Source organism: Mesorhizobium sp. LSJC269B00 (assembly GCF_000502815.1).
Classification (GTDB): Bacteria; Pseudomonadota; Alphaproteobacteria; order Rhizobiales; family Rhizobiaceae; genus Mesorhizobium.
The window spans coordinates 655,488-671,542 of the sequence record NZ_AYVN01000001.1 but is presented as its reverse complement, the minus strand read 5'-3'; the positions used below and the strand labels follow the sequence as shown (position 1 = coordinate 671,542).

The following is a 16,055-nucleotide window of genomic DNA, read 5'->3' as shown; positions in this document are numbered from 1 at the left end:
GGAATGCGCGGGAAGCTAACCTGTAAGCCGGCGGCTTGCCAGAGCGTGCGGATGTTTTGCGCCGGGAGCTCGCAAAAAGAAAAACACCGGCGAAGGGATTTCGCCGGTGTTGTTTGATGCGGGCAGCTTCAGGACGCGGTCTGGCCCGCTTCCCAACCGAGGATGGCGCGTTTGCGGGTCAGGCCCCAGTGGTAGCCGGTGAGTGCGCCGGACTTGCCCAGCGCCCGATGGCAAGGGACGACGAAGGACAATGGGTTGGCGCCGACCGCCGCCCCCACCGCCCGGCTGGCGTTTGGCGCGCCGATCCTGGAGGCGATCGAAGAATAAGTGCAGGCCTTGCCCATCGGGATCCTGAGCAGCGCGTCCCAGACGCGCAGCTGGAAGTCGGAGCCGATCATCACCACGCGCAGCGGCTGGTCGGCGCGCCACAATGTCGGATCGAAGATGCGCGCCGCATAGGGCTGGGTGGCGCTCATGTCCTCGACATAGGTGGCGTTCGGCCAGCGGCCCGACATGTCGGCGAAAGCCGCCCGCTCGCCGCCCGGATCGTTGAAGGCGAGCCCCGCAAGGCCACGGTCGGTGACCATGATCAGGGCGATGCCGAAGGGCGAGATGTGGTAGCCGTAGCGGATGGTCAGGCCGGCGCCGCGCGTCTTGTAGTCGCCCGGCGACATCGCCTCGTGGGTGACGAACAAATCGTGCAGCCGGCCGGGGCCGGACATGCCGAGTTCGAACGATGTTTCGAGGAGCGGCATGCCGGAATCGAGCAGTTTGCGGGCATGGTCGAGGGTGACCGCCTGCAGGAAGGCTTTTGGCGACAGGCCGGCCCAGCGGGTGAACAGTTTTTGCAGGCCCGTGGGTGTCTCGCCGACATCGGCTGCCAGGGCTTCCAGCGAGGGCTGGTCGCGATAGTCGAGGCTGATCTTCTCGATGGCGCGGCGTACGACCTCGTAGTCGCTGCCCTCGGGGGTGATGTCGTGCTGCAGGATCGCTGTCGGTTTCATCTGCGTATTCATGGTCATCTGGGCGTTCATGGCAATATCTCCTTGACCGCGAATATCGGTCTTTCCGCCCCTTGCAACCACCCGAAACTTGCCTTGTTGCCGCCTGTTCCCAGATAAATACTGGATTGCGCCCCGGGAGATGCCAATGGCCGGCGAAAGGGTGAATCTGAGCGGAGCAAGGGAGACCTTGCTGATGACGCTTTATGGCAAGGCACTGGAAAGCCGGCTGCCGCATTCGCTGCTCGGGGATCGCTTCGCCGACGAGGCCGTGCGCAAGATCGACTATGATTTCTCGCGCCTCAAGGTCGACACCAATCTCGGCATCGGCCTGGCGATCCGGGCCAAGACGTATGATGTCCGCGTTCAGGACTTCATCGCCAGAAATCCCGGCGCCATCGTGCTGCATCTCGGCTGCGGGCTCGATACGCGCATTTTCCGTGTCGATCCACCCGAAGGCGTGGAGTGGTTCGATGTCGATTTTCCGGATGTCATCGCGCTCCGGCGCAAGCTTTACCCGTCCCGGGACCATTACCACCTCGTCGGCTCTTCGGTAACCGACCCGGACTGGCTGGCAGAAGTGCCGCGCAATCGTCCGGCCGTCGTGGTGATGGAGGGGTTGACGCCTTATCTCCCGGTAGAGGAGGGGCCACGGCTGCTGTCACGCCTTGTCGCGCATCTTGCCGGCGGCGAGCTGATGTTCGACGCCTACAGCCACTTCGGCCTGAAGATGCTGCGCCTCAATCCGACCATCAGGGCGACGGGCGCCGAGGTTCACTGGGCGATCGACGACCCGCAGGTACTGGAGCGTGCCGTTCCGAAGCTGCGCTTTGTCGACGATATCTCGGCCTACAGCGCGGAATGCACAGCGCATATGAGCTGGTCCGCAAAACTGTTTATCGGGCTCTGGAGACACATTCCCGCATTGCGCAAGGTCGGCAGGATTTTACGCTACCGGTTCTGACGCGCCGGCTCTAACGCGTCCTGGCTTTTGTCAGAGCACGTGAAAATGCAGTGGCAAAACTCTCGCGGGAGTCAGGGTCCAGGAATGACCCGATCGGCACATTCTGTCCTTGTGCTTCCACCGTCATCATGGTGATGCCGATCTCGGCATGGCGAGCGACGGAAAAGCGTGCCCAGAAAGGGTTGAAGCGATGCGCTTCCGACTTTCCCGAGGGCGCCGTCTTGCGGATGTCGAGGCTGGTGCGCGACACCGACACTTCCTCGCGGGCACGGGCGGCACGATAGTTGGCGCGGAAGGCGATGTAGACGGCGATGACGTCGAGGCCGAAGAAGCCGAACACCGGCCAAGCGCCGCGCGACAGGAAAAACGCCCCGGTCACCACCCAGCCGAACAGCAGCGCGCCCATCAGCACGGCAAAGCCGGTGCGGCCCAGCGAGCGGTGCGGTGTCAGCAGCGCCTGGAAGAATGGCTCGTCGGCCTGAAACGAGGCGTTTGTGTCGCTCATCCCAGGATATTATAGGAGGGAAATGGCCAGCCCCAAGTCCAAAAATCTTTCCCTATCCAAAAGTGAACTGCCGCCCGGGCGGCGCGACGGCTCGAATGCCAAGCCGCGACCGCGGCCGGCGCGGCTCCGTTCGCTCTACAGCGCCGCCGAGGTGCATGAGATCTTCCGGCGGTTTTCGGTGCAGCGGCCCGAGCCGAAGGGCGAGCTCGAGCACGTCAACGCCTTCACGCTGCTGGTGGCCGTGGTGCTGTCGGCGCAGGCGACCGATGCCGGCGTCAACAAGGCGACGCGGGCGTTGTTCAAGGTCGCCGACACACCTGAAAAGATGCTGGCGCTGGGCGGAGCCAGGGTCGGCGAGTACATCCGCACCATCGGACTCTGGCGCAACAAGGCCAAGAATGTCGTGGCGCTCTCGGAGGCGCTGATACGCGATTACGGCGGCGAGGTGCCCAGCGAGCGCGATGAGTTGGTCAAGCTGCCGGGGGTCGGGCGCAAGACCGCCAATGTCGTGCTCAACATGGCGTTCGGCCAGCACACGATGGCGGTCGACACCCATATTTTCCGCATCGGCAACCGCCTCGGCCTGGCGCCAGGCAAGACGCCCGAACAGGTCGAGCAAGGGCTGCTGCGGATCATCCCGGACGAGTATATGCGCCATGCGCATCACTGGCTGATCCTGCATGGCCGCTATGTCTGCAAGGCGCGCAAGCCCGATTGCCCGGCCTGCGTCATCGCCGATCTCTGCAAGGCCGAGGTGAAGACGACAGACGTGCCGGCGCCGCTCGTGGAAATCGCGGCGCCCGGCGTCCCGACAACTAGCTTTCCTCCACGAACACCTCTTCGCGCTTCTTCTTGACCGACGGCAGGAAGACGACGACGAGCACGGCCAGTGCGACGAGCAGCAGGCCGGCGCTGATCGGCCGCGTCACGAAGGTCGAGGGGTCGCCGCGCGACAGGATCATGGCGCGGCGCAGGTTTTCCTCGAGCAGCGGGCCGAGCACGAAGCCGAGCAGCAGGGGTGCGGGTTCGCAGCGCAGCTTGGTCAGGATGTAGCCGAGCAGGCCGAAGAATGCGACCGCGTAGAGATCGAAGGCGTTGGTGTTGACGCTGTAAACGCCGATCGAGCAGAACGCCATGATGATCGGGAAGAGCACATAATAGGGGATCGTCAGCAGCTTCACCCACAGCCCGATCAGCGGCAGGTTCAGCACGATCAGCATCAGATTGCCGATCCACATAGAGGCGATGATGCCCCAGAACAGCGCCGGCTGCTCGATCGCGACATTGGGGCCGGGCACGATGCCCTGGATGATCATGGCGCCGATCATCAGCGCCATGACCGGATTGGCCGGAATGCCCAGCGTCAGCATCGGAATGAAGGAGGTCTGGGCGCCGGCATTGTTGGCCGATTCCGGGCCGGCGACGCCGGCGATGGCGCCCTTGCCGAACTCCTCCGGGTGTTTCGACACGCGCTTTTCGACCGTGTAGGAGGCAAAGGCGGCAAGCACCGCGCCGCCGCCGGGCAGGATGCCGAGCGCCGAACCGATGATCGTGCCGCGCACGATGGGTGCTGCCATCGCCTTGAAGTCGTCGCGGGTCGGCATCAGGCCGGAGACTTTTTTGATCATCACCGAGCGCTCGTGCTCGTTTTCGAGATTGCGCAGGATCTCGGCGACGCCGAAGACGCCGACCGCCACCGCGACGAAGTTCAGCCCGTCGGCATATTCGCGGATGCCGAGCGTGAAGCGCGGCGTGCCGGTGTAGATGTCGGTGCCGACAATGCCGAGCAGCAGGCCGAGCACGACCATCGCCAGCGCCTTGACGATCGAGCCATGGGCGAGAGCGATGGACGAGACGAGGCCGACGATCATCAGCGAAAAATATTCGGCCGCGCCGAATTGCAGGGCTATTGCCGTCAGCGGCGGGGCAAAGACGGCGACCAGGAAGGTCGACACCGTGCCGGCGAAGAACGAGCCGATCGCGGCGATCGCCAGAGCCGCCCCGGCGCGACCGTTCCTGGCCATCTGGTAGCCGTCGATGGCGGTCACGGCCGAGGAGGATTCGCCGGGCATGTTGATGAGAATGGCGGTGGTCGAACCGCCATACTGGGCGCCGTAGTAGATGCCGGCCAGCATGATGAGGGACGAAACCGGGTCGCCGATCTGAAAGGTGATCGGCAGCAGCATGGCGATGGTTGCGGTGGCGCCGATGCCGGGCAGGACGCCGATCAGCGTGCCGAGCAGAACGCCGATGAGGCAAAAACCCAGATTGGCCGGCGTGGTGGCCGTCGAAAAGCCGAGTTCGAGGTTCCTGAGGAGGTCCATCTCAGCGCCTCACAATGCCAGCCATTGGGGCAACCAGGGGCCGAAGCGCTGGAATGGCAGCCCGAGCGCGTAGCTGAAGACCAGCACCGAAAACAGCGTCAGGCCGGCCGACAGCAGAAGTGCCGTCAGCGGCTTCATGCGGGCGCTGGCAAAAGAGGCGATCAGCGCCGTCAGGAAGATCGACGGGACGAAGCCGAGGCCGCGCACGGTCATGCCGAAAAAGATCGGCGCCGGCAGGATGAAGAGCATGCCGCGCCAGGCAATGGGGCCGATCGGCTCGCCCTCGACGCGCACCGCCTGGACGAGGATGATGGCGCCGAGCACGATCAGCACGATCGCAAGCACCAGCGGGAAATAGCCCGGTCCCATGCGGAAGGCGGTGCCGATTTCGAGGCCGAGCGATTGTATCGCGAAAAAGGCGCCGAAAAAGATGAACAGCGCGGCGCACAGGCCGTTTGTCCTGTCGATGGCGAAAGGTTTCATGGCGGTCCTCCCCTGACCTTGCGACGGGCTGCCGTTGCAAATGTGAAACGGATGTCAAAGCGAAAACGGGCGCCGGCAGCGCCCCGTTCAAGCCTCAGTCGGCGTATTGGCCGGCGGCTTCGATGATCGGCTTCCAGCGCGTGATCTCGCCTTCCAGCTTGGCCTTCAGCGCTGCCGGCGTCGCGTCGGACTCGGACGACGGCTTGGTGCCGAGTTCGGCAAAGCGGGCGATGACGTTGGGGTCCTTCAGCGCGACCTGGAGCGATTTCGACAGTCGGCCGGTGATCTCGGCCGGCGTGCCCTTCGGCGCATAGAGGCCGTGCCAGATGCCGACCTGCACCGCGGGCAGGCCGGCTTCGATGGTCGTCGGCACGTCCTTCAGCACGTCGAGGCGCTCCGGCGTGGTGACGGCATAGGCCTTGATCGTGCCGCCCTGGATCTGCTTGGTGGTGTTGGTGGTCTGGTCGCACATAATGTCGACCTGGCCGCCGAGAAGGTCGGTCATGGCCGGACCGGTGCCCTTGTAGGGCACGGTGACCAGCGGCGTGCCGATGGCGCTCATGAACAGCATGCCGCACAGATGCGAGGCAGCGCCGATGCCGGCATTGGCGACGGTGATGGTGTCCTTGTTGGTCTTGGCGTATTCGACCAGCCCTTTCAGGTCGGCCGGCTCCAGGTCCTTGCGGGCGACGATCGCCATCGGCACCTCGGTGACGAGGCCGACATACTCGAAGGCGTTCAGCGTGTCGTAGGCGAGTTTTCTGTAGAGGGTCGCGCTGGTCGCCATGCCGATGTGATGGAGGAGCAGCGTGTAGCCATCCGGGTCGGCGTTGGCGACGCGGCCGGCGCCCAGCGTGCCGCCGGCGCCGCCGACATTTTCGACGATGATCTGCTGGCCGAGATCCTTCGACATGGCTTCGGCGACGAGCCGGGTAACCGTGTCGGTCGGACCGCCGGCCGCAAACGGCACGACGACGGTGATGGTGCGCTCGGGATAGGTCTGTGCGCTGGCGGTGAACGAATAAAGCGTGACGGCCGCGACGGCGGCCAGGGCGGCTACAATTTTCCTCATCGTAATTCTCCTCCCAGGATATCAATCTCCGATCGCTGTGCAGGTCAGGCAGCGAGGGTGCAACAAAGGCAAGCTAACAGATTGTCGCCTGACGCAAACTGCAAAATACAGTCGTGCGCAACCATGGCGATCAGTGGGGAGTATGCCCGGAGGAGATGGGTTTGGTGTTGGCGTTGCTTCAATAACCGTAGCCGCGCGCCATCGCCGCCGCGAAGATCGGGATCAGCAGGAAGATGAAGGCTTCGGCGCGCACATAGGTCTTCACCGAGGCGAGTTCCGCCACCGGCACCTGAAAGCCGGGATTTGCACTGGCCTGCCGGTTCCAGGAGATGAAGCGGATGGTCGGGATGATCGACAGCAGGCCAACGATGCCGAATGCCGCCATCTTGGCCCAGAACACCCAGTTGTAGACGTAGAATTCCCAGCCCTTCAGGCCGTAGATGACGCGGCAGATGCCGATGATGATGATCAGCATGGCGATGATGCCATAATGGCGGTCGATGCCGGCAAGCCGCTTGAGCGTGGCGGCGGAGAGGTCGCCGCGGATCAGGACAAATTCGGCGCCGACGATGCCGGCCAGCGAGAACACCAGCAGATGATGGAAAATGGCAAGCACGAGATCGGTGGTGTCCATGGCGTTCTCCTCCCATTGGCGGTATCGAGACCGGCCCTTGCCGGACCGGTTGCGAAAGGTAGCATCGTTCGGCAGAATTCCCAGAGGCGGACCTGGGTTGGACCATCGGCGTCGCCATCCTGACAGCTGGGGTTTTCTGAAATGACCGGACTGAAGCGCGCCCTGAACCCGATGCCGGACGACATCCGCATCGCCCTGACCGAAAAAGGACTGACAGCGGCCTACGAGGCGCGGCCGGACTACCAGAAGAACGATTATCTCGGCTGGGTCGCCCGCGCCAAACGCAGCGACACCAGGCAGAAGCGGCTCGACCAGATGCTGGACGAATTGCGGCGCGGTGGGCTCTACATGAAGATGGTCTGGCACGGCTGAAAGTAAGCCGACGCTGTTCGCTTCGACCGCCTGGTCGCGCCAGGCCGTTCGGAAGCTTCCCTGGCTGAATGATGATCCGGCTTGGCCCTTGTCCGGGCGCGCTGGTTTGCTAAGCGCTGACCGTCAACGGAGGCAGAGTTTCATGGGCAGTCCAAAAACAGCCGGCGTCCCGGTTCTCGAAACGGAACGGACCATCATGCGGGCGCACCGGATCGAAGATTTCGACGACTATGCTGTCATGTGGGCCGACCCCGTCACCACCCGTTTCATCGGCGGCAAGCCGCGGACGCGGGAGGAAAGCTGGATGCGGTTCCTGCGGCATGCCGGCCTGTGGTCGCTGCTCGGCTACGGCTTCTGGGCGGTCGAGGACAAGGCCAGCGGTCGCTTCATCGGCGAGGCCGGATTCCACGATCTGAAGCGCGACATCGAGCCGTCGCTCGAGGGCATTCCGGAAGCCGGCTGGGCGCTGGCGCCGCAAGCGCATGGCAAGGGTCTTGCCAGCGAAGTCGTCAGAAGGGCCCTGGCCTGGGGCGACGAAACCTTTGCCGGCGCGAGAACCGTCTGCATCATCGATCCGGAAAACACCGGTTCGTTGAACGTTGCGGCAAAGTGCGGCTACACCAAGGTCCTGGAAACCACCTATCACGACGGGCTGACGATCCTGCTCGAACGGCGGGTGTGAAGCGCTTCATCGACGCAATTTCCACGTTCTGCTAGGGTTGGCTATTCTAATCTAGCTACGCAATTCCTGTGGGAAAACCGCTCACACTTTTCCTGGAATTGCTCTTTGGGGGAGCCGACCATGCGTGCGATCAATGCGATATTTCTGAAGCTTTTCTGGGCGGGGCTGCTGCTCCTGGCGGCCGTGCAACTGGCGGGCGCCGATGCGACGGTGCCGACCGCCGACATCGAGGGCGGTGCCGACAATCATCTGGCCAAGCGCTACGAGGGGTCGTTCATCGTCTCCTACGAAAAATTCGCCTATACCGATTTTACAGTGCCGCTGTCGCCGCTGAAGCCGAGCGCCGATCCGGATGCCCGTGACACGATGAACAACCGTGTGTTCGCGCCGGACAAGAAGGCTGAGGTCGAAGGCGCGCTGACCCGCATCGCCTATGTGCTGCCGGCCGAGCGCTCCCCGCTCGAAGTGCTGCGCAACTACCAGGATGTGATCGCGGCCGCCGGCGGCGAAGTCCTGTTCGAATGCAAGAAGGAAGAGTGCGGCGGCGCCGCCGACCGGTCGTCGAGCGGTGGCGGCGGCGACATGAGCCTGATGATGTATTTCTTCCATGAAAGCGACGTCAAGGACGCGGCCTTTTCCAATGGCGCCTGTGCGGTAACCACCGGTATCAACGACCAGCGCTTCTTCGCTGCCAAGGTGCCGCAGGATGGCGGCGACGCCTATGTCACTGTTCAGGCCTATTCGCTGATCGACGACCTCTACTGCAAGGAACTCAACGGCCGCACCATCGCCGTCGTCCAGGTGCTGGAGCCCAAGGCGCGCGACAAGAAGATGGTGGTGGTCGAAGCGGCCAAGATGGCGGATTCGCTGTCGGCCACCGGCTCCATCTCGCTCTACGGCATCTTATTCGACACCGACAAGGCCGACATCAAGCCGGAATCGGAACCGACGCTGAAGGAGATCTCGACGCTTCTGACCAACGAGCCCGGTATGGCGGTGATCGTCGTCGGTCATACCGACAACCAGGGCGCCTTCGACTACAATATCGATCTGTCGTCGCGGCGGGCGCAGTCGGTGAAGGCGGCGCTGGTCTCGAAATACGGCATCGATGGCGGCCGGCTGACCGCCGCCGGCGCCGGCATGATGGCGCCCGTCGCCAGCAATGACGGCGAAACCGGCCGCGCCAAGAACCGCCGTGTGGTGCTGGTCAAGGCGAACTGAGGCCGATCACGGTTTCAGCGCCGGCTAGGCGCGCTGCCTGCTCCAGCATCGAGGCATCCTCGCCGAAGGCGCGGGTGGCGCGAGCGGCGGCCTCCAGCAGGTCCGGTGTCATGCGGCGCAGGAACGCCGTGTCGACGCGTGTCGACGGGCCGGCGAGCGTCAAGGCGCCGAGCAGAACGCGGCCCGGTCCGAACACCGGCACCGAGACGCCCGCCGTCTCAGGGTCGCGGTCGCCGATCGACAGATAGTGGCAGGCGTTGCGGATGGTCTCGTATGGTTCGCCCGGCTGGCCTGAAAACGCTGCCAGCACGCGGCCGCCAGAGCCGGTGAGCAACGGCAGCAGGTCGCCTTCCCGGATCGTGTAGCGGATCGGGTGCTTGGATTCGACGCGGTAGAGACAGGTGCGGGCGTCGCCCGAGCGGACATAGAACGCCACGCTTTCCCAGCTGCGTTCGGCAAGATCGCGCATGATCGGCAGCAAGATGTCGACCGCCACGACCGAGCGCTGGTAAAGCGCGCCAAGCCGGAAGGTGGCGGGTCCGATGCGGTAGCGGCCATCGTCGAGCCGCTCCAGCAACTGCCCACGCAGCAATGAGTTCGCTAGCCTCAAAATGGTGCTTTTGTAGAGCCCGGTGCGCGCCGCGATCTCGGCCAGGCTGAGCGAGCGGTCGGCGGTCGCGAACGCGTCGAGAATGGCGATCGCGCGGTCGAGCGCGGCAACACCATCGGCCGGCAACGGCTGGGATCGCGCTTCGGTCATCTCACGAACAGTTTCATTCCAGTTTACCTGCTCGGACAAAGGCCGGCCGAAGCGATTGTGCCGCACATCCATGGTTCTGTCTAGTAGAACAGCGTTCCTGTTGACAGAACGTACCGAAATCGGCATGAATTTTTGCCGAGCGGGTCTGTTTTCAGGCTACGTTTCTGGCAGGCACCGGAGGAGGTGTCGTGATTTGGAGGAATCCCATGCTGAACAGACGCAGATTTTTGATGAGCACCGCGGCCGCAGGCGCTGCCGGATTCGTTGCAACGCATTTGACGCCCGCCCTCGCTCAGGATGCACCGCAGATCCAGATCTTCGTGCCGGCCGCGCCCGGCGGCGGCTGGGACCAGACGGGGCGCACCATCGACCAGGTGCTGCGCAGTGAAAAACTGATCTCCGGCTCGCAGATCACCAATGTCGGCGGCGCCGGCGGCACGGTCGGCCTGCCGCAGTTCATCAGCCAATGGAAGGGCAAGGGCAATTCGCTGATGGTGGCCGGCATGGTCATGGTCGGCGCCATCATCGCCAACAAATCGGCCAACAACCTCTCCGAAGTGACGCCCATCGCTCGCCTCACCGGCGAGTTCGAGGCGCTGGTGGTGCCGGCGGATTCGCCGTTCAAGACGGCCGGCGATTTCGTCGCCGCGCTCAAAGCGGATCCGACCAAGGTTCCGGTGGCCGGCGGCTCGGCCGGTGGCTCCGACCACATCCTGTTCGGGCTGATCGCCAAGACGGTCGGCGTTCCGGCAACCAACCTCTCCTATGTGCCTTTCGCCGGCGGCGGCGAGGCGCTGTCGGCGCTGCTCGGCAACCAGGTGGCGGCCGGCATTTCCGGCTTCGGCGAGTTCTCCGAGCAGGTCAAGGCGGGCGCGCTTCGGCTGTTGGCGATCTCCGCCGACAAGCGCCAGGACGGCATCGACGCACCGACGATGAAGGAAGCCGGCATTGACGTCGAACTGTTCAACTGGCGCGGCGTATTCGCACCGCCAGGCGTCTCCGACGCCGACAAGGCGGCGATGGTCACGATGATCGAGACCATGGCCAAGAGCGATGCCTGGGCAGCCGAATGCAAGAACCGCAACTGGACCCCCATCCTTCTGACCGGCGACGATTATGCGAAATTCCTCGTCGACGACACCGCCCGCATCACCGCGATCCTCAAGGATCTCGGCCTCGCCTGATGTCTTCACCTGATGTCTTCAGGGGCGGCCACGGCCGCCCCTTCCGACATTAGCCTGCGGCATGGACATATCATGCGCTGGGAGTGAAACTGCGGATGCGGCCGGCGGGAGGATGCCGGCCATCTCGGGAGGACATCGATGAGCACCAGCGACCAGCAGCCGGCGCCCCCGCGCCTTGCCATGCCCGAATTGTTGATCGGCATCGGGCTTCTCGCCTGTGCCGCGGCCGTGGCGTGGCAGACCCTGGCCATCCCGGTTTCGCCGCTCTATTCCAAGGTCGGGCCGACCGTCTTCCCCTACATCACCATGACAGGCATGATCGTGCTTTCGCTGCTGCTCATCGTCGCCGCGCTGCGCGGCGGCTGGCAGCCGCAGGAGGAAAAGGAAACGCCGACCGACTGGAAGGCCATGGGCATCGTCGTTGCCGGCCTGGTCGCCAATCTGGTGCTGATCCAGCCGCTCGGCTTCACCGCCGCCTCGGTCATCATGTTCGTGCTCGTCTGTTATGGCTTCGGCAGCAAGCACACGCTGCGCGATGCGCTGACCGGCCTGATCCTGGCGCTTGCCGCCTATTTCGGCTTTGCCAGGGCGCTCGGCGTCAACATTGGCGCCGGCTTCATCGAAAACCAGCTGAACACGGTGATCGACGCGATCATCGCCACTGCGAGGGGCTGACGCCATGGAGACGCTCGGCCATCTCGCCCACGGATTCTCCGTCGCTTTCTCGCCGATGAACCTGCTGTGGTGCCTGGTCGGCACCACGCTCGGCACGGCCATCGGCGTGCTGCCCGGCCTCGGGCCGGCGCTGACCATCGCGCTGCTGCTGCCGATCACCTACCAGGTGGCGCCGGAGGCGTCCTTCATCCTGTTTGCTGGCATCTATTACGGCGCCATGTATGGCGGCTCGACGACCTCGATCCTGCTCAACACGCCGGGCGAAAGCGCCACCATCGTCACCGCGCTGGAAGGCAACAGGATGGCCCGCTCGGGTCGCGGCGGCGCGGCACTGGCGACCTCGGCGATCGGCTCCTTCGTCGCCGGCACCATCGGCACGATGGGCGTCGCCTTCCTGGCCCCGGTGGTGGTGAAGTTCGCGCTCGCCTTCGGGCCGGCCGAATATTTCTCGCTGATGGTGCTTGCCTTCATCACGGTGTCGGCGGTGCTCGGCTCGTCCTCCGTGCGCGGCCTCACCAGCCTGTTCATCGGTTTCGTCATCGGCATGATTGGCGTCGACCTGCAGACGGGACAGCCGCGCTTCACCTTCGGCATGAACGAACTGCTCGATGGCGTCGATGTCATCATTGCCGCGGTCGGCCTGTTTGCCGTCGGCGAGACGCTCTACATGGCCTCGCGCCGCTATGCCGGCAAGGACGAGATCGTGCCGCTCAAGGGCTCGCTCTACATGACCGCGGCCGAATGGGGGCGCTCGTGGAAGCCATGGCTGCGCGGCGCTTTCATCGGCTTCCCGATCGGCGCCATGCCTGCCGGAGGCGCCGAGATCCCGACCTTCCTGTCCTACGCCATCGAAAAGAAGCTGTCGAAGCACAAGGAGGAGTTCGGCACGGTCGGCGCCATCGAGGGCGTTGCCGGACCGGAAGCCGCCAACAATGCGTCTGCCGCCGGCGTGCTGGTGCCGATGCTCACCCTTGGCCTGCCGACCTCGGCGACCGCCGCAATCATGCTGTCGGCCTTCCAGAGCTACGGCATCAATCCGGGACCGCTGCTGTTGACGACGCAGGCCGATCTGGTCTGGGGCCTGATCGCCAGCCTGTTCATCGCCAACGTCATCCTGGTCGTTCTCAACCTGCCGCTGATCGGGCTGTGGGTACGGCTGTTGAAAATCCCGGCGCCGCAGCTCTATGCTGGCATCCTGGTGTTCGCCACCGTCGGCACCTACGGCATCTCGCAATCGCCGATCGACCTCGTCATCCTCTATCTCCTGGGGGCCGCCGGCTTCCTGATGCGGCGCTTCGATTTCCCGACCGCGCCGGTCATCATCGGCATGATCCTGGGGCCGCTTGCCGAAACGCAGTTCCGCCGGGCGATGACGATCTCGAACGGCGACTGGTCGGTGTTCTACACCCACAAGCTGTCGCTGGTGCTGCTGATCCTTGCCTTCATCGGGCTCGCCGGTCCGCATATCTGGGCCTTCATCGAGCATCGGCGCCGGCGCGGACCCGAGCATGTGCCGGGCGATGCCTGAGCGACCTGGAGCATCATGACCGATCTGCTTGCCGGCATCCGCATTCTCGACCTGACCAATGTGCTGGCGGGCCCTTATTGTGCCTACCAGCTGGCGCTGCTCGGCGCCGATGTCATCAAGGTCGAGACGCCGCAAGGCGGCGATCTGGCGCGCCAGCTCGGCGCCTCGCCGGCGCTCAACGAGGCGGGGATGGGCGCGTCGTTCCTGGCGCAGAATGCCGGCAAGCGATCGGTGGTGCTGGATCTCAAAAGCGAAGCCGACCGCGAACGCTTCCTCGATCTCGTCGCCTCGGCCGACGCGCTGGTCGAGAATTTTCGACCGGGCGTGATGGGGCGGCTGGGTCTCGGCTATGAGGTGCTGAAAGCGGTCCGCCCCGGTCTCGTCTATTGCGCCATATCCGGTTTCGGCCAGAGCGGGCCGATGCGCGACAATCCGGCCTACGACCAGATCATCCAGGGGCTGTCCGGTATCATGAGCATCACCGGCACGCCGGAGACAGCACCCTTGCGGGTCGGCTATCCCGTCGCCGACACGCTGGGGGGGCTGGTCGGGGCCTTCGCAATCGCCGCGGCGCTGGTCAAGCAGAAGACCTCGGGCGAGGGCGCGTTTCTCGATGTCTCGATGCTCGAATGCACGCTGTCGGCGCTGGGCTGGCCGGTGTCCAACTATTTGACCGCCGGTGTCGAGCCGCAGCCGATGGGCAATGAGAACATGACGGCTGCGCCCTCCGGCGCGTTTCGCACCGGCGACGGCCTGCTCAACATCGCCGCCAACAAGCAGGAGCAGTTCGTCACGCTTTGCCGGCTGATCGGCCAGCCGGAACTGGCCGACGATCCGCGCTTTGCCGAGCGCGAGACGCGCAAGCAGAACCGCGCCTCCTTGAGAGGGCTGATCGAGACAGCGCTTGCGAGCGCCTCGGCGGCTGCCTGGGAAGAAAAGTTCAACCGCGCCGGCGTTCCGGCGGGCCGGGTGCTGACGATCCCGCAGGTGCTTGGCGAGCGCCAGGTGGTCGAGCGCGACATGACCACGCGTTTCCAGGGCCTGCCCGGCATGGAGCAGCCGCTGACAGTGGTGCGCGGCGGCTTCATGGTCGATGGCGCGGCACCCTTGCCGGTCCTGCCGCCGCCGGTGCTGGGTGAGCATATGGACGAGGTTTTTTCCACCCTGCCGCCGCGCGCCAGGAGAAGCGCGTGAGCGAGAGAAAAACCGGCCGCGAGCGCGGCGAGGAGTGGTGGCAGACCGGCATCATCGAGATGGGCCCCGGCATCATCCGGCTGCGCGGCTATGAAATCCAGGAGCTGATCGGCCGCGTCAGCTTTCCGGCCACGATCTGGCTGATGCTGCGTGGCGAATTGCCAAGCGAGGAGCAGGCGGCGCTGCTCGGCATTGCGCTGGGGGCGGCCGTCGACCACGGGCCGCAGGCGCCGTCGATCGCCATTGCCCGCATGGCCATCACCTGCGGAGTCGGCATCAACAGCGCCATGGCGTCCGCCGTCAACGTGCTGGGCGACGTGCATGGCGGCGCCGGCGAACAGGCGCTGTCCTTCTATGGCGACATTGCCGTGGCACTTGACCAGGGTGTTGCGCTGGACCAAGCCGTAGCCGCACGGCTCGACCGTTTCTTCGCCGAGGAAAAAGGCTATGTGCCGGGCTTCGGCCATCGCTTCCACCCGGTCGATCCGCGCGCGCCGCGCCTGATCGCAGTTACGCGCGAATTTGCCGCGCGCGGCGTCGTCAGCGGACGCTTTGCCGACATCGCCGAGGCCGTCGAGGCGGAGGTCGCGCGCCGCAAGGGGAAGAAAATACCGCTCAACATCGACGGCGCCACCGCCGTCATCTATGGCGAGCTCGGCTTTCCGCCGCCGTTGACGCGCGGCCTGTTCGTGCTCTCGCGCTCGGTCGGCATCCTGGCGCATGCATGGGAGCAGTCGCAGCAAAGCGAGCGCAACAAAGGGCCGCTGCCGCGCGAATGGTTGTGGGCCTATACGGGCACGCCGCTGCGGCCATTTCCAGGGGACCAGGGTCCCGCTGAAGGGGACGAGGGCAAGTGAGGTTGGTCAGGCCGGGTCCGGCACTGCCGGCTGAGGCGGCGCCAGGTTGGCCATCAGCGTCGAGAGATCCGGCTCATCGATGAGCAACGCCGCGTCCTGCGGCTTGAGCCATGCCCGCTGGCGGCTCTTGGCCTCCTGCCAGTTGGCCAGTTCCTCGGACACCTCCAACAGATAGACGACGACGTCGACGCGCACGAAATTGTGCTCCAGCCGTTTCCAGTAGGAATAGCTGCCGGCAGGCGCCTTGCGGGTCTTGCCGAGCACGCCGGCTTCTTCGCGCGCCTCGATGGTGGCGGCCTTGCGCCCGCTCTTTCCTTTCATCGGCCAGCCCTTGGGCACGATAAAGCGCTTCGTCGCTCGCGACGTCACCAGCATCACTTCGAAATTGCCTGAAACGTCCAGGCGAAAGGGAATGGCGGCGACCTGGCGAATGCGTTCGCCTCGCCTTGCCTTGCGTACCGCCTTTTTCTTCGTCGTCGCCATGTGCTGAAAATCCGGTCGGCGGGCGCACCGCCGCACGCCGCCTGCAAACCCTGATATGCCCGCGAGGCAATGAGCATTTTTAGTAAATAAGTCGACTAAGTAAATCGCAAGCGACC

General features: G+C 64.7%; 18 protein-coding genes. 10 read left to right on the top strand and 8 right to left on the bottom strand.

The genetic code is table 11. From position 1 onward, the window contains the following. Positions 1-128 precede the first annotated feature (128 nt). On the bottom strand, positions 129-1,034 hold the full coding sequence (locus X771_RS161590) for a methylated-DNA--[protein]-cysteine S-methyltransferase (RefSeq protein WP_023669734.1): 906 nt from the start codon (positions 1,032-1,034) through the stop codon (positions 129-131). 115 nt (positions 1,035-1,149) lie between these two features. Between X771_RS161590 and X771_RS161595 the strand changes: the two genes are divergently transcribed. Continuing rightward, entirely contained in the window at positions 1,150-1,965 is an 816-nt protein-coding gene (locus tag X771_RS161595; RefSeq protein ID WP_023686560.1) for a class I SAM-dependent methyltransferase, read from the top strand. Between the two features lie 10 nt (positions 1,966-1,975). Here X771_RS161595 and X771_RS161600 read toward each other — a convergent pair whose 3' ends face one another. Beyond that, positions 1,976-2,470: a DUF2244 domain-containing protein gene (locus X771_RS161600; protein WP_023686559.1), complete on the bottom strand. Its 495-nt coding sequence runs from the start codon at positions 2,468-2,470 to the stop codon at positions 1,976-1,978. A 22-nt stretch (positions 2,471-2,492) separates the two neighbouring features. Between X771_RS161600 and nth the strand changes: the two genes are divergently transcribed. Further along, on the top strand, positions 2,493-3,326 hold the full coding sequence (gene nth / locus X771_RS161605) for an endonuclease III (protein ID WP_023683078.1): 834 nt from the start codon (positions 2,493-2,495) through the stop codon (positions 3,324-3,326). Here nth and X771_RS161610 read toward each other — a convergent pair. From X771_RS161610 to X771_RS161625, 4 genes are all read right to left on the bottom strand, one after another. Continuing rightward, positions 3,286-4,794 (bottom strand): tripartite tricarboxylate transporter permease, encoded by a 1,509-nt coding sequence (locus tag X771_RS161610; RefSeq protein ID WP_023683079.1) that lies wholly within the window; start codon positions 4,792-4,794, stop codon positions 3,286-3,288. The genes nth and X771_RS161610 overlap by 41 nt on opposite strands. Before the next feature lie 9 nt (positions 4,795-4,803). Beyond that, positions 4,804-5,277 carry a tripartite tricarboxylate transporter TctB family protein gene (locus tag X771_RS161615; protein WP_023686558.1) on the bottom strand — a complete coding sequence of 158 codons (474 nt, stop codon included), beginning with the start codon at positions 5,275-5,277 and terminating at the stop codon, positions 4,804-4,806. 94 nt (positions 5,278-5,371) lie between these two features. After that, positions 5,372-6,349 (bottom strand): tripartite tricarboxylate transporter substrate-binding protein, encoded by a 978-nt coding sequence (locus X771_RS161620; protein ID WP_023686557.1) that lies wholly within the window; start codon positions 6,347-6,349, stop codon positions 5,372-5,374. A gap of 178 nt (positions 6,350-6,527) precedes the next feature. Continuing rightward, the gene (locus X771_RS161625) at positions 6,528-6,983 is read right to left on the bottom strand and encodes a DUF2214 family protein (protein WP_023686556.1); all 456 of its coding nucleotides are present in this window, start codon (positions 6,981-6,983) and stop codon (positions 6,528-6,530) included. Positions 6,984-7,124: 141 nt separating this feature from the next. Between X771_RS161625 and X771_RS161630 the strand changes: the two genes are divergently transcribed. From X771_RS161630 to X771_RS161640, 3 genes are all read left to right on the top strand, one after another. Continuing rightward, positions 7,125-7,355 carry a YdeI/OmpD-associated family protein gene (locus X771_RS161630; RefSeq protein ID WP_023683083.1) on the top strand — a complete coding sequence of 77 codons (231 nt, stop codon included), beginning with the start codon at positions 7,125-7,127 and terminating at the stop codon, positions 7,353-7,355. Positions 7,356-7,497: 142 nt separating this feature from the next. Then, positions 7,498-8,037, top strand: a complete 540-nt coding sequence (locus X771_RS161635; RefSeq protein ID WP_023686555.1) for a GNAT family N-acetyltransferase — start codon at positions 7,498-7,500, stop codon at positions 8,035-8,037. A 120-nt stretch (positions 8,038-8,157) separates the two neighbouring features. Continuing rightward, positions 8,158-9,258 carry an OmpA family protein gene (locus X771_RS161640; RefSeq protein WP_023686554.1) on the top strand — a complete coding sequence of 367 codons (1,101 nt, stop codon included), beginning with the start codon at positions 8,158-8,160 and terminating at the stop codon, positions 9,256-9,258. Here the strand turns inward: X771_RS161640 and X771_RS161645 are convergent. Continuing rightward, the gene (locus X771_RS161645; protein WP_023686553.1) at positions 9,245-10,018 is read right to left on the bottom strand and encodes an IclR family transcriptional regulator; all 774 of its coding nucleotides are present in this window, start codon (positions 10,016-10,018) and stop codon (positions 9,245-9,247) included. The genes X771_RS161640 and X771_RS161645 overlap by 14 nt on opposite strands. Before the next feature lie 206 nt (positions 10,019-10,224). On the opposite strand from X771_RS161645, the gene X771_RS161650 reads away from it, so the two are divergent. The 5 genes from X771_RS161650 to X771_RS161665 all read left to right on the top strand — a co-directional run bounded on the left by X771_RS161650 (position 10,225) and on the right by X771_RS161665 (position 15,456). Continuing rightward, positions 10,225-11,202: a tripartite tricarboxylate transporter substrate-binding protein gene (locus X771_RS161650; RefSeq protein ID WP_023686552.1), complete on the top strand. Its 978-nt coding sequence runs from the start codon at positions 10,225-10,227 to the stop codon at positions 11,200-11,202. A 138-nt stretch (positions 11,203-11,340) separates the two neighbouring features. Then, positions 11,341-11,877, top strand: a complete 537-nt coding sequence (locus X771_RS161655; protein WP_023683087.1) for a tripartite tricarboxylate transporter TctB family protein — start codon at positions 11,341-11,343, stop codon at positions 11,875-11,877. Between the two features lie 4 nt (positions 11,878-11,881). Then, the gene (locus X771_RS161660) at positions 11,882-13,405 is read left to right on the top strand and encodes a tripartite tricarboxylate transporter permease (RefSeq protein ID WP_023686551.1); all 1,524 of its coding nucleotides are present in this window, start codon (positions 11,882-11,884) and stop codon (positions 13,403-13,405) included. Between the two features lie 15 nt (positions 13,406-13,420). Continuing rightward, positions 13,421-14,599, top strand: a complete 1,179-nt coding sequence (locus X771_RS0133255; protein WP_031202407.1) for a CoA transferase — start codon at positions 13,421-13,423, stop codon at positions 14,597-14,599. Next, the gene (locus X771_RS161665; protein ID WP_031202406.1) at positions 14,596-15,456 is read left to right on the top strand and encodes a citryl-CoA lyase; all 861 of its coding nucleotides are present in this window, start codon (positions 14,596-14,598) and stop codon (positions 15,454-15,456) included. Before X771_RS0133255 ends, X771_RS161665 begins: the two co-directional genes overlap by 4 nt. A 6-nt stretch (positions 15,457-15,462) precedes the next feature. Here X771_RS161665 and X771_RS161670 read toward each other — a convergent pair whose 3' ends face one another. Continuing rightward, a complete protein-coding gene (locus X771_RS161670; RefSeq protein WP_023669717.1) occupies positions 15,463-15,939 on the bottom strand; it encodes an NUDIX hydrolase in 477 nt (158 codons plus the stop codon). Between the last annotated feature and the right edge of the window lie 116 nt (positions 15,940-16,055).

What these genes read in the sequence shown, in the direction of transcription:
- X771_RS161615 (WP_023686558.1), bottom strand. Translation starts at nt 5,277, where the DNA reads ATGAAACCTTTCGCCATCGACAGGACAAACGGCCTGTGCGCCGCGCTG.
- X771_RS161650 (WP_023686552.1), top strand. Translation starts at nt 10,225, where the DNA reads ATGCTGAACAGACGCAGATTTTTGATGAGCACCGCGGCCGCAGGCGCT.
- X771_RS161635 (WP_023686555.1), top strand. Translation starts at nt 7,498, where the DNA reads ATGGGCAGTCCAAAAACAGCCGGCGTCCCGGTTCTCGAAACGGAACGG.
- X771_RS0133255 (WP_031202407.1), top strand. Translation starts at nt 13,421, where the DNA reads ATGACCGATCTGCTTGCCGGCATCCGCATTCTCGACCTGACCAATGTG.
- nth (WP_023683078.1), top strand. Translation starts at nt 2,493, where the DNA reads ATGGCCAGCCCCAAGTCCAAAAATCTTTCCCTATCCAAAAGTGAACTG.
- X771_RS161670 (WP_023669717.1), bottom strand. Translation starts at nt 15,939, where the DNA reads ATGGCGACGACGAAGAAAAAGGCGGTACGCAAGGCAAGGCGAGGCGAA.
- X771_RS161595 (WP_023686560.1), top strand. Translation starts at nt 1,150, where the DNA reads ATGGCCGGCGAAAGGGTGAATCTGAGCGGAGCAAGGGAGACCTTGCTG.
- X771_RS161610 (WP_023683079.1), bottom strand. Translation starts at nt 4,794, where the DNA reads ATGGACCTCCTCAGGAACCTCGAACTCGGCTTTTCGACGGCCACCACG.
- X771_RS161640 (WP_023686554.1), top strand. Translation starts at nt 8,158, where the DNA reads ATGCGTGCGATCAATGCGATATTTCTGAAGCTTTTCTGGGCGGGGCTG.
- X771_RS161655 (WP_023683087.1), top strand. Translation starts at nt 11,341, where the DNA reads ATGAGCACCAGCGACCAGCAGCCGGCGCCCCCGCGCCTTGCCATGCCC.
- X771_RS161625 (WP_023686556.1), bottom strand. Translation starts at nt 6,983, where the DNA reads ATGGACACCACCGATCTCGTGCTTGCCATTTTCCATCATCTGCTGGTG.
- X771_RS161660 (WP_023686551.1), top strand. Translation starts at nt 11,882, where the DNA reads ATGGAGACGCTCGGCCATCTCGCCCACGGATTCTCCGTCGCTTTCTCG.
- X771_RS161620 (WP_023686557.1), bottom strand. Translation starts at nt 6,349, where the DNA reads ATGAGGAAAATTGTAGCCGCCCTGGCCGCCGTCGCGGCCGTCACGCTT.
- X771_RS161600 (WP_023686559.1), bottom strand. Translation starts at nt 2,470, where the DNA reads ATGAGCGACACAAACGCCTCGTTTCAGGCCGACGAGCCATTCTTCCAG.
- X771_RS161590 (WP_023669734.1), bottom strand. Translation starts at nt 1,034, where the DNA reads ATGAACGCCCAGATGACCATGAATACGCAGATGAAACCGACAGCGATC.
- X771_RS161630 (WP_023683083.1), top strand. Translation starts at nt 7,125, where the DNA reads ATGACCGGACTGAAGCGCGCCCTGAACCCGATGCCGGACGACATCCGC.
- X771_RS161645 (WP_023686553.1), bottom strand. Translation starts at nt 10,018, where the DNA reads ATGACCGAAGCGCGATCCCAGCCGTTGCCGGCCGATGGTGTTGCCGCG.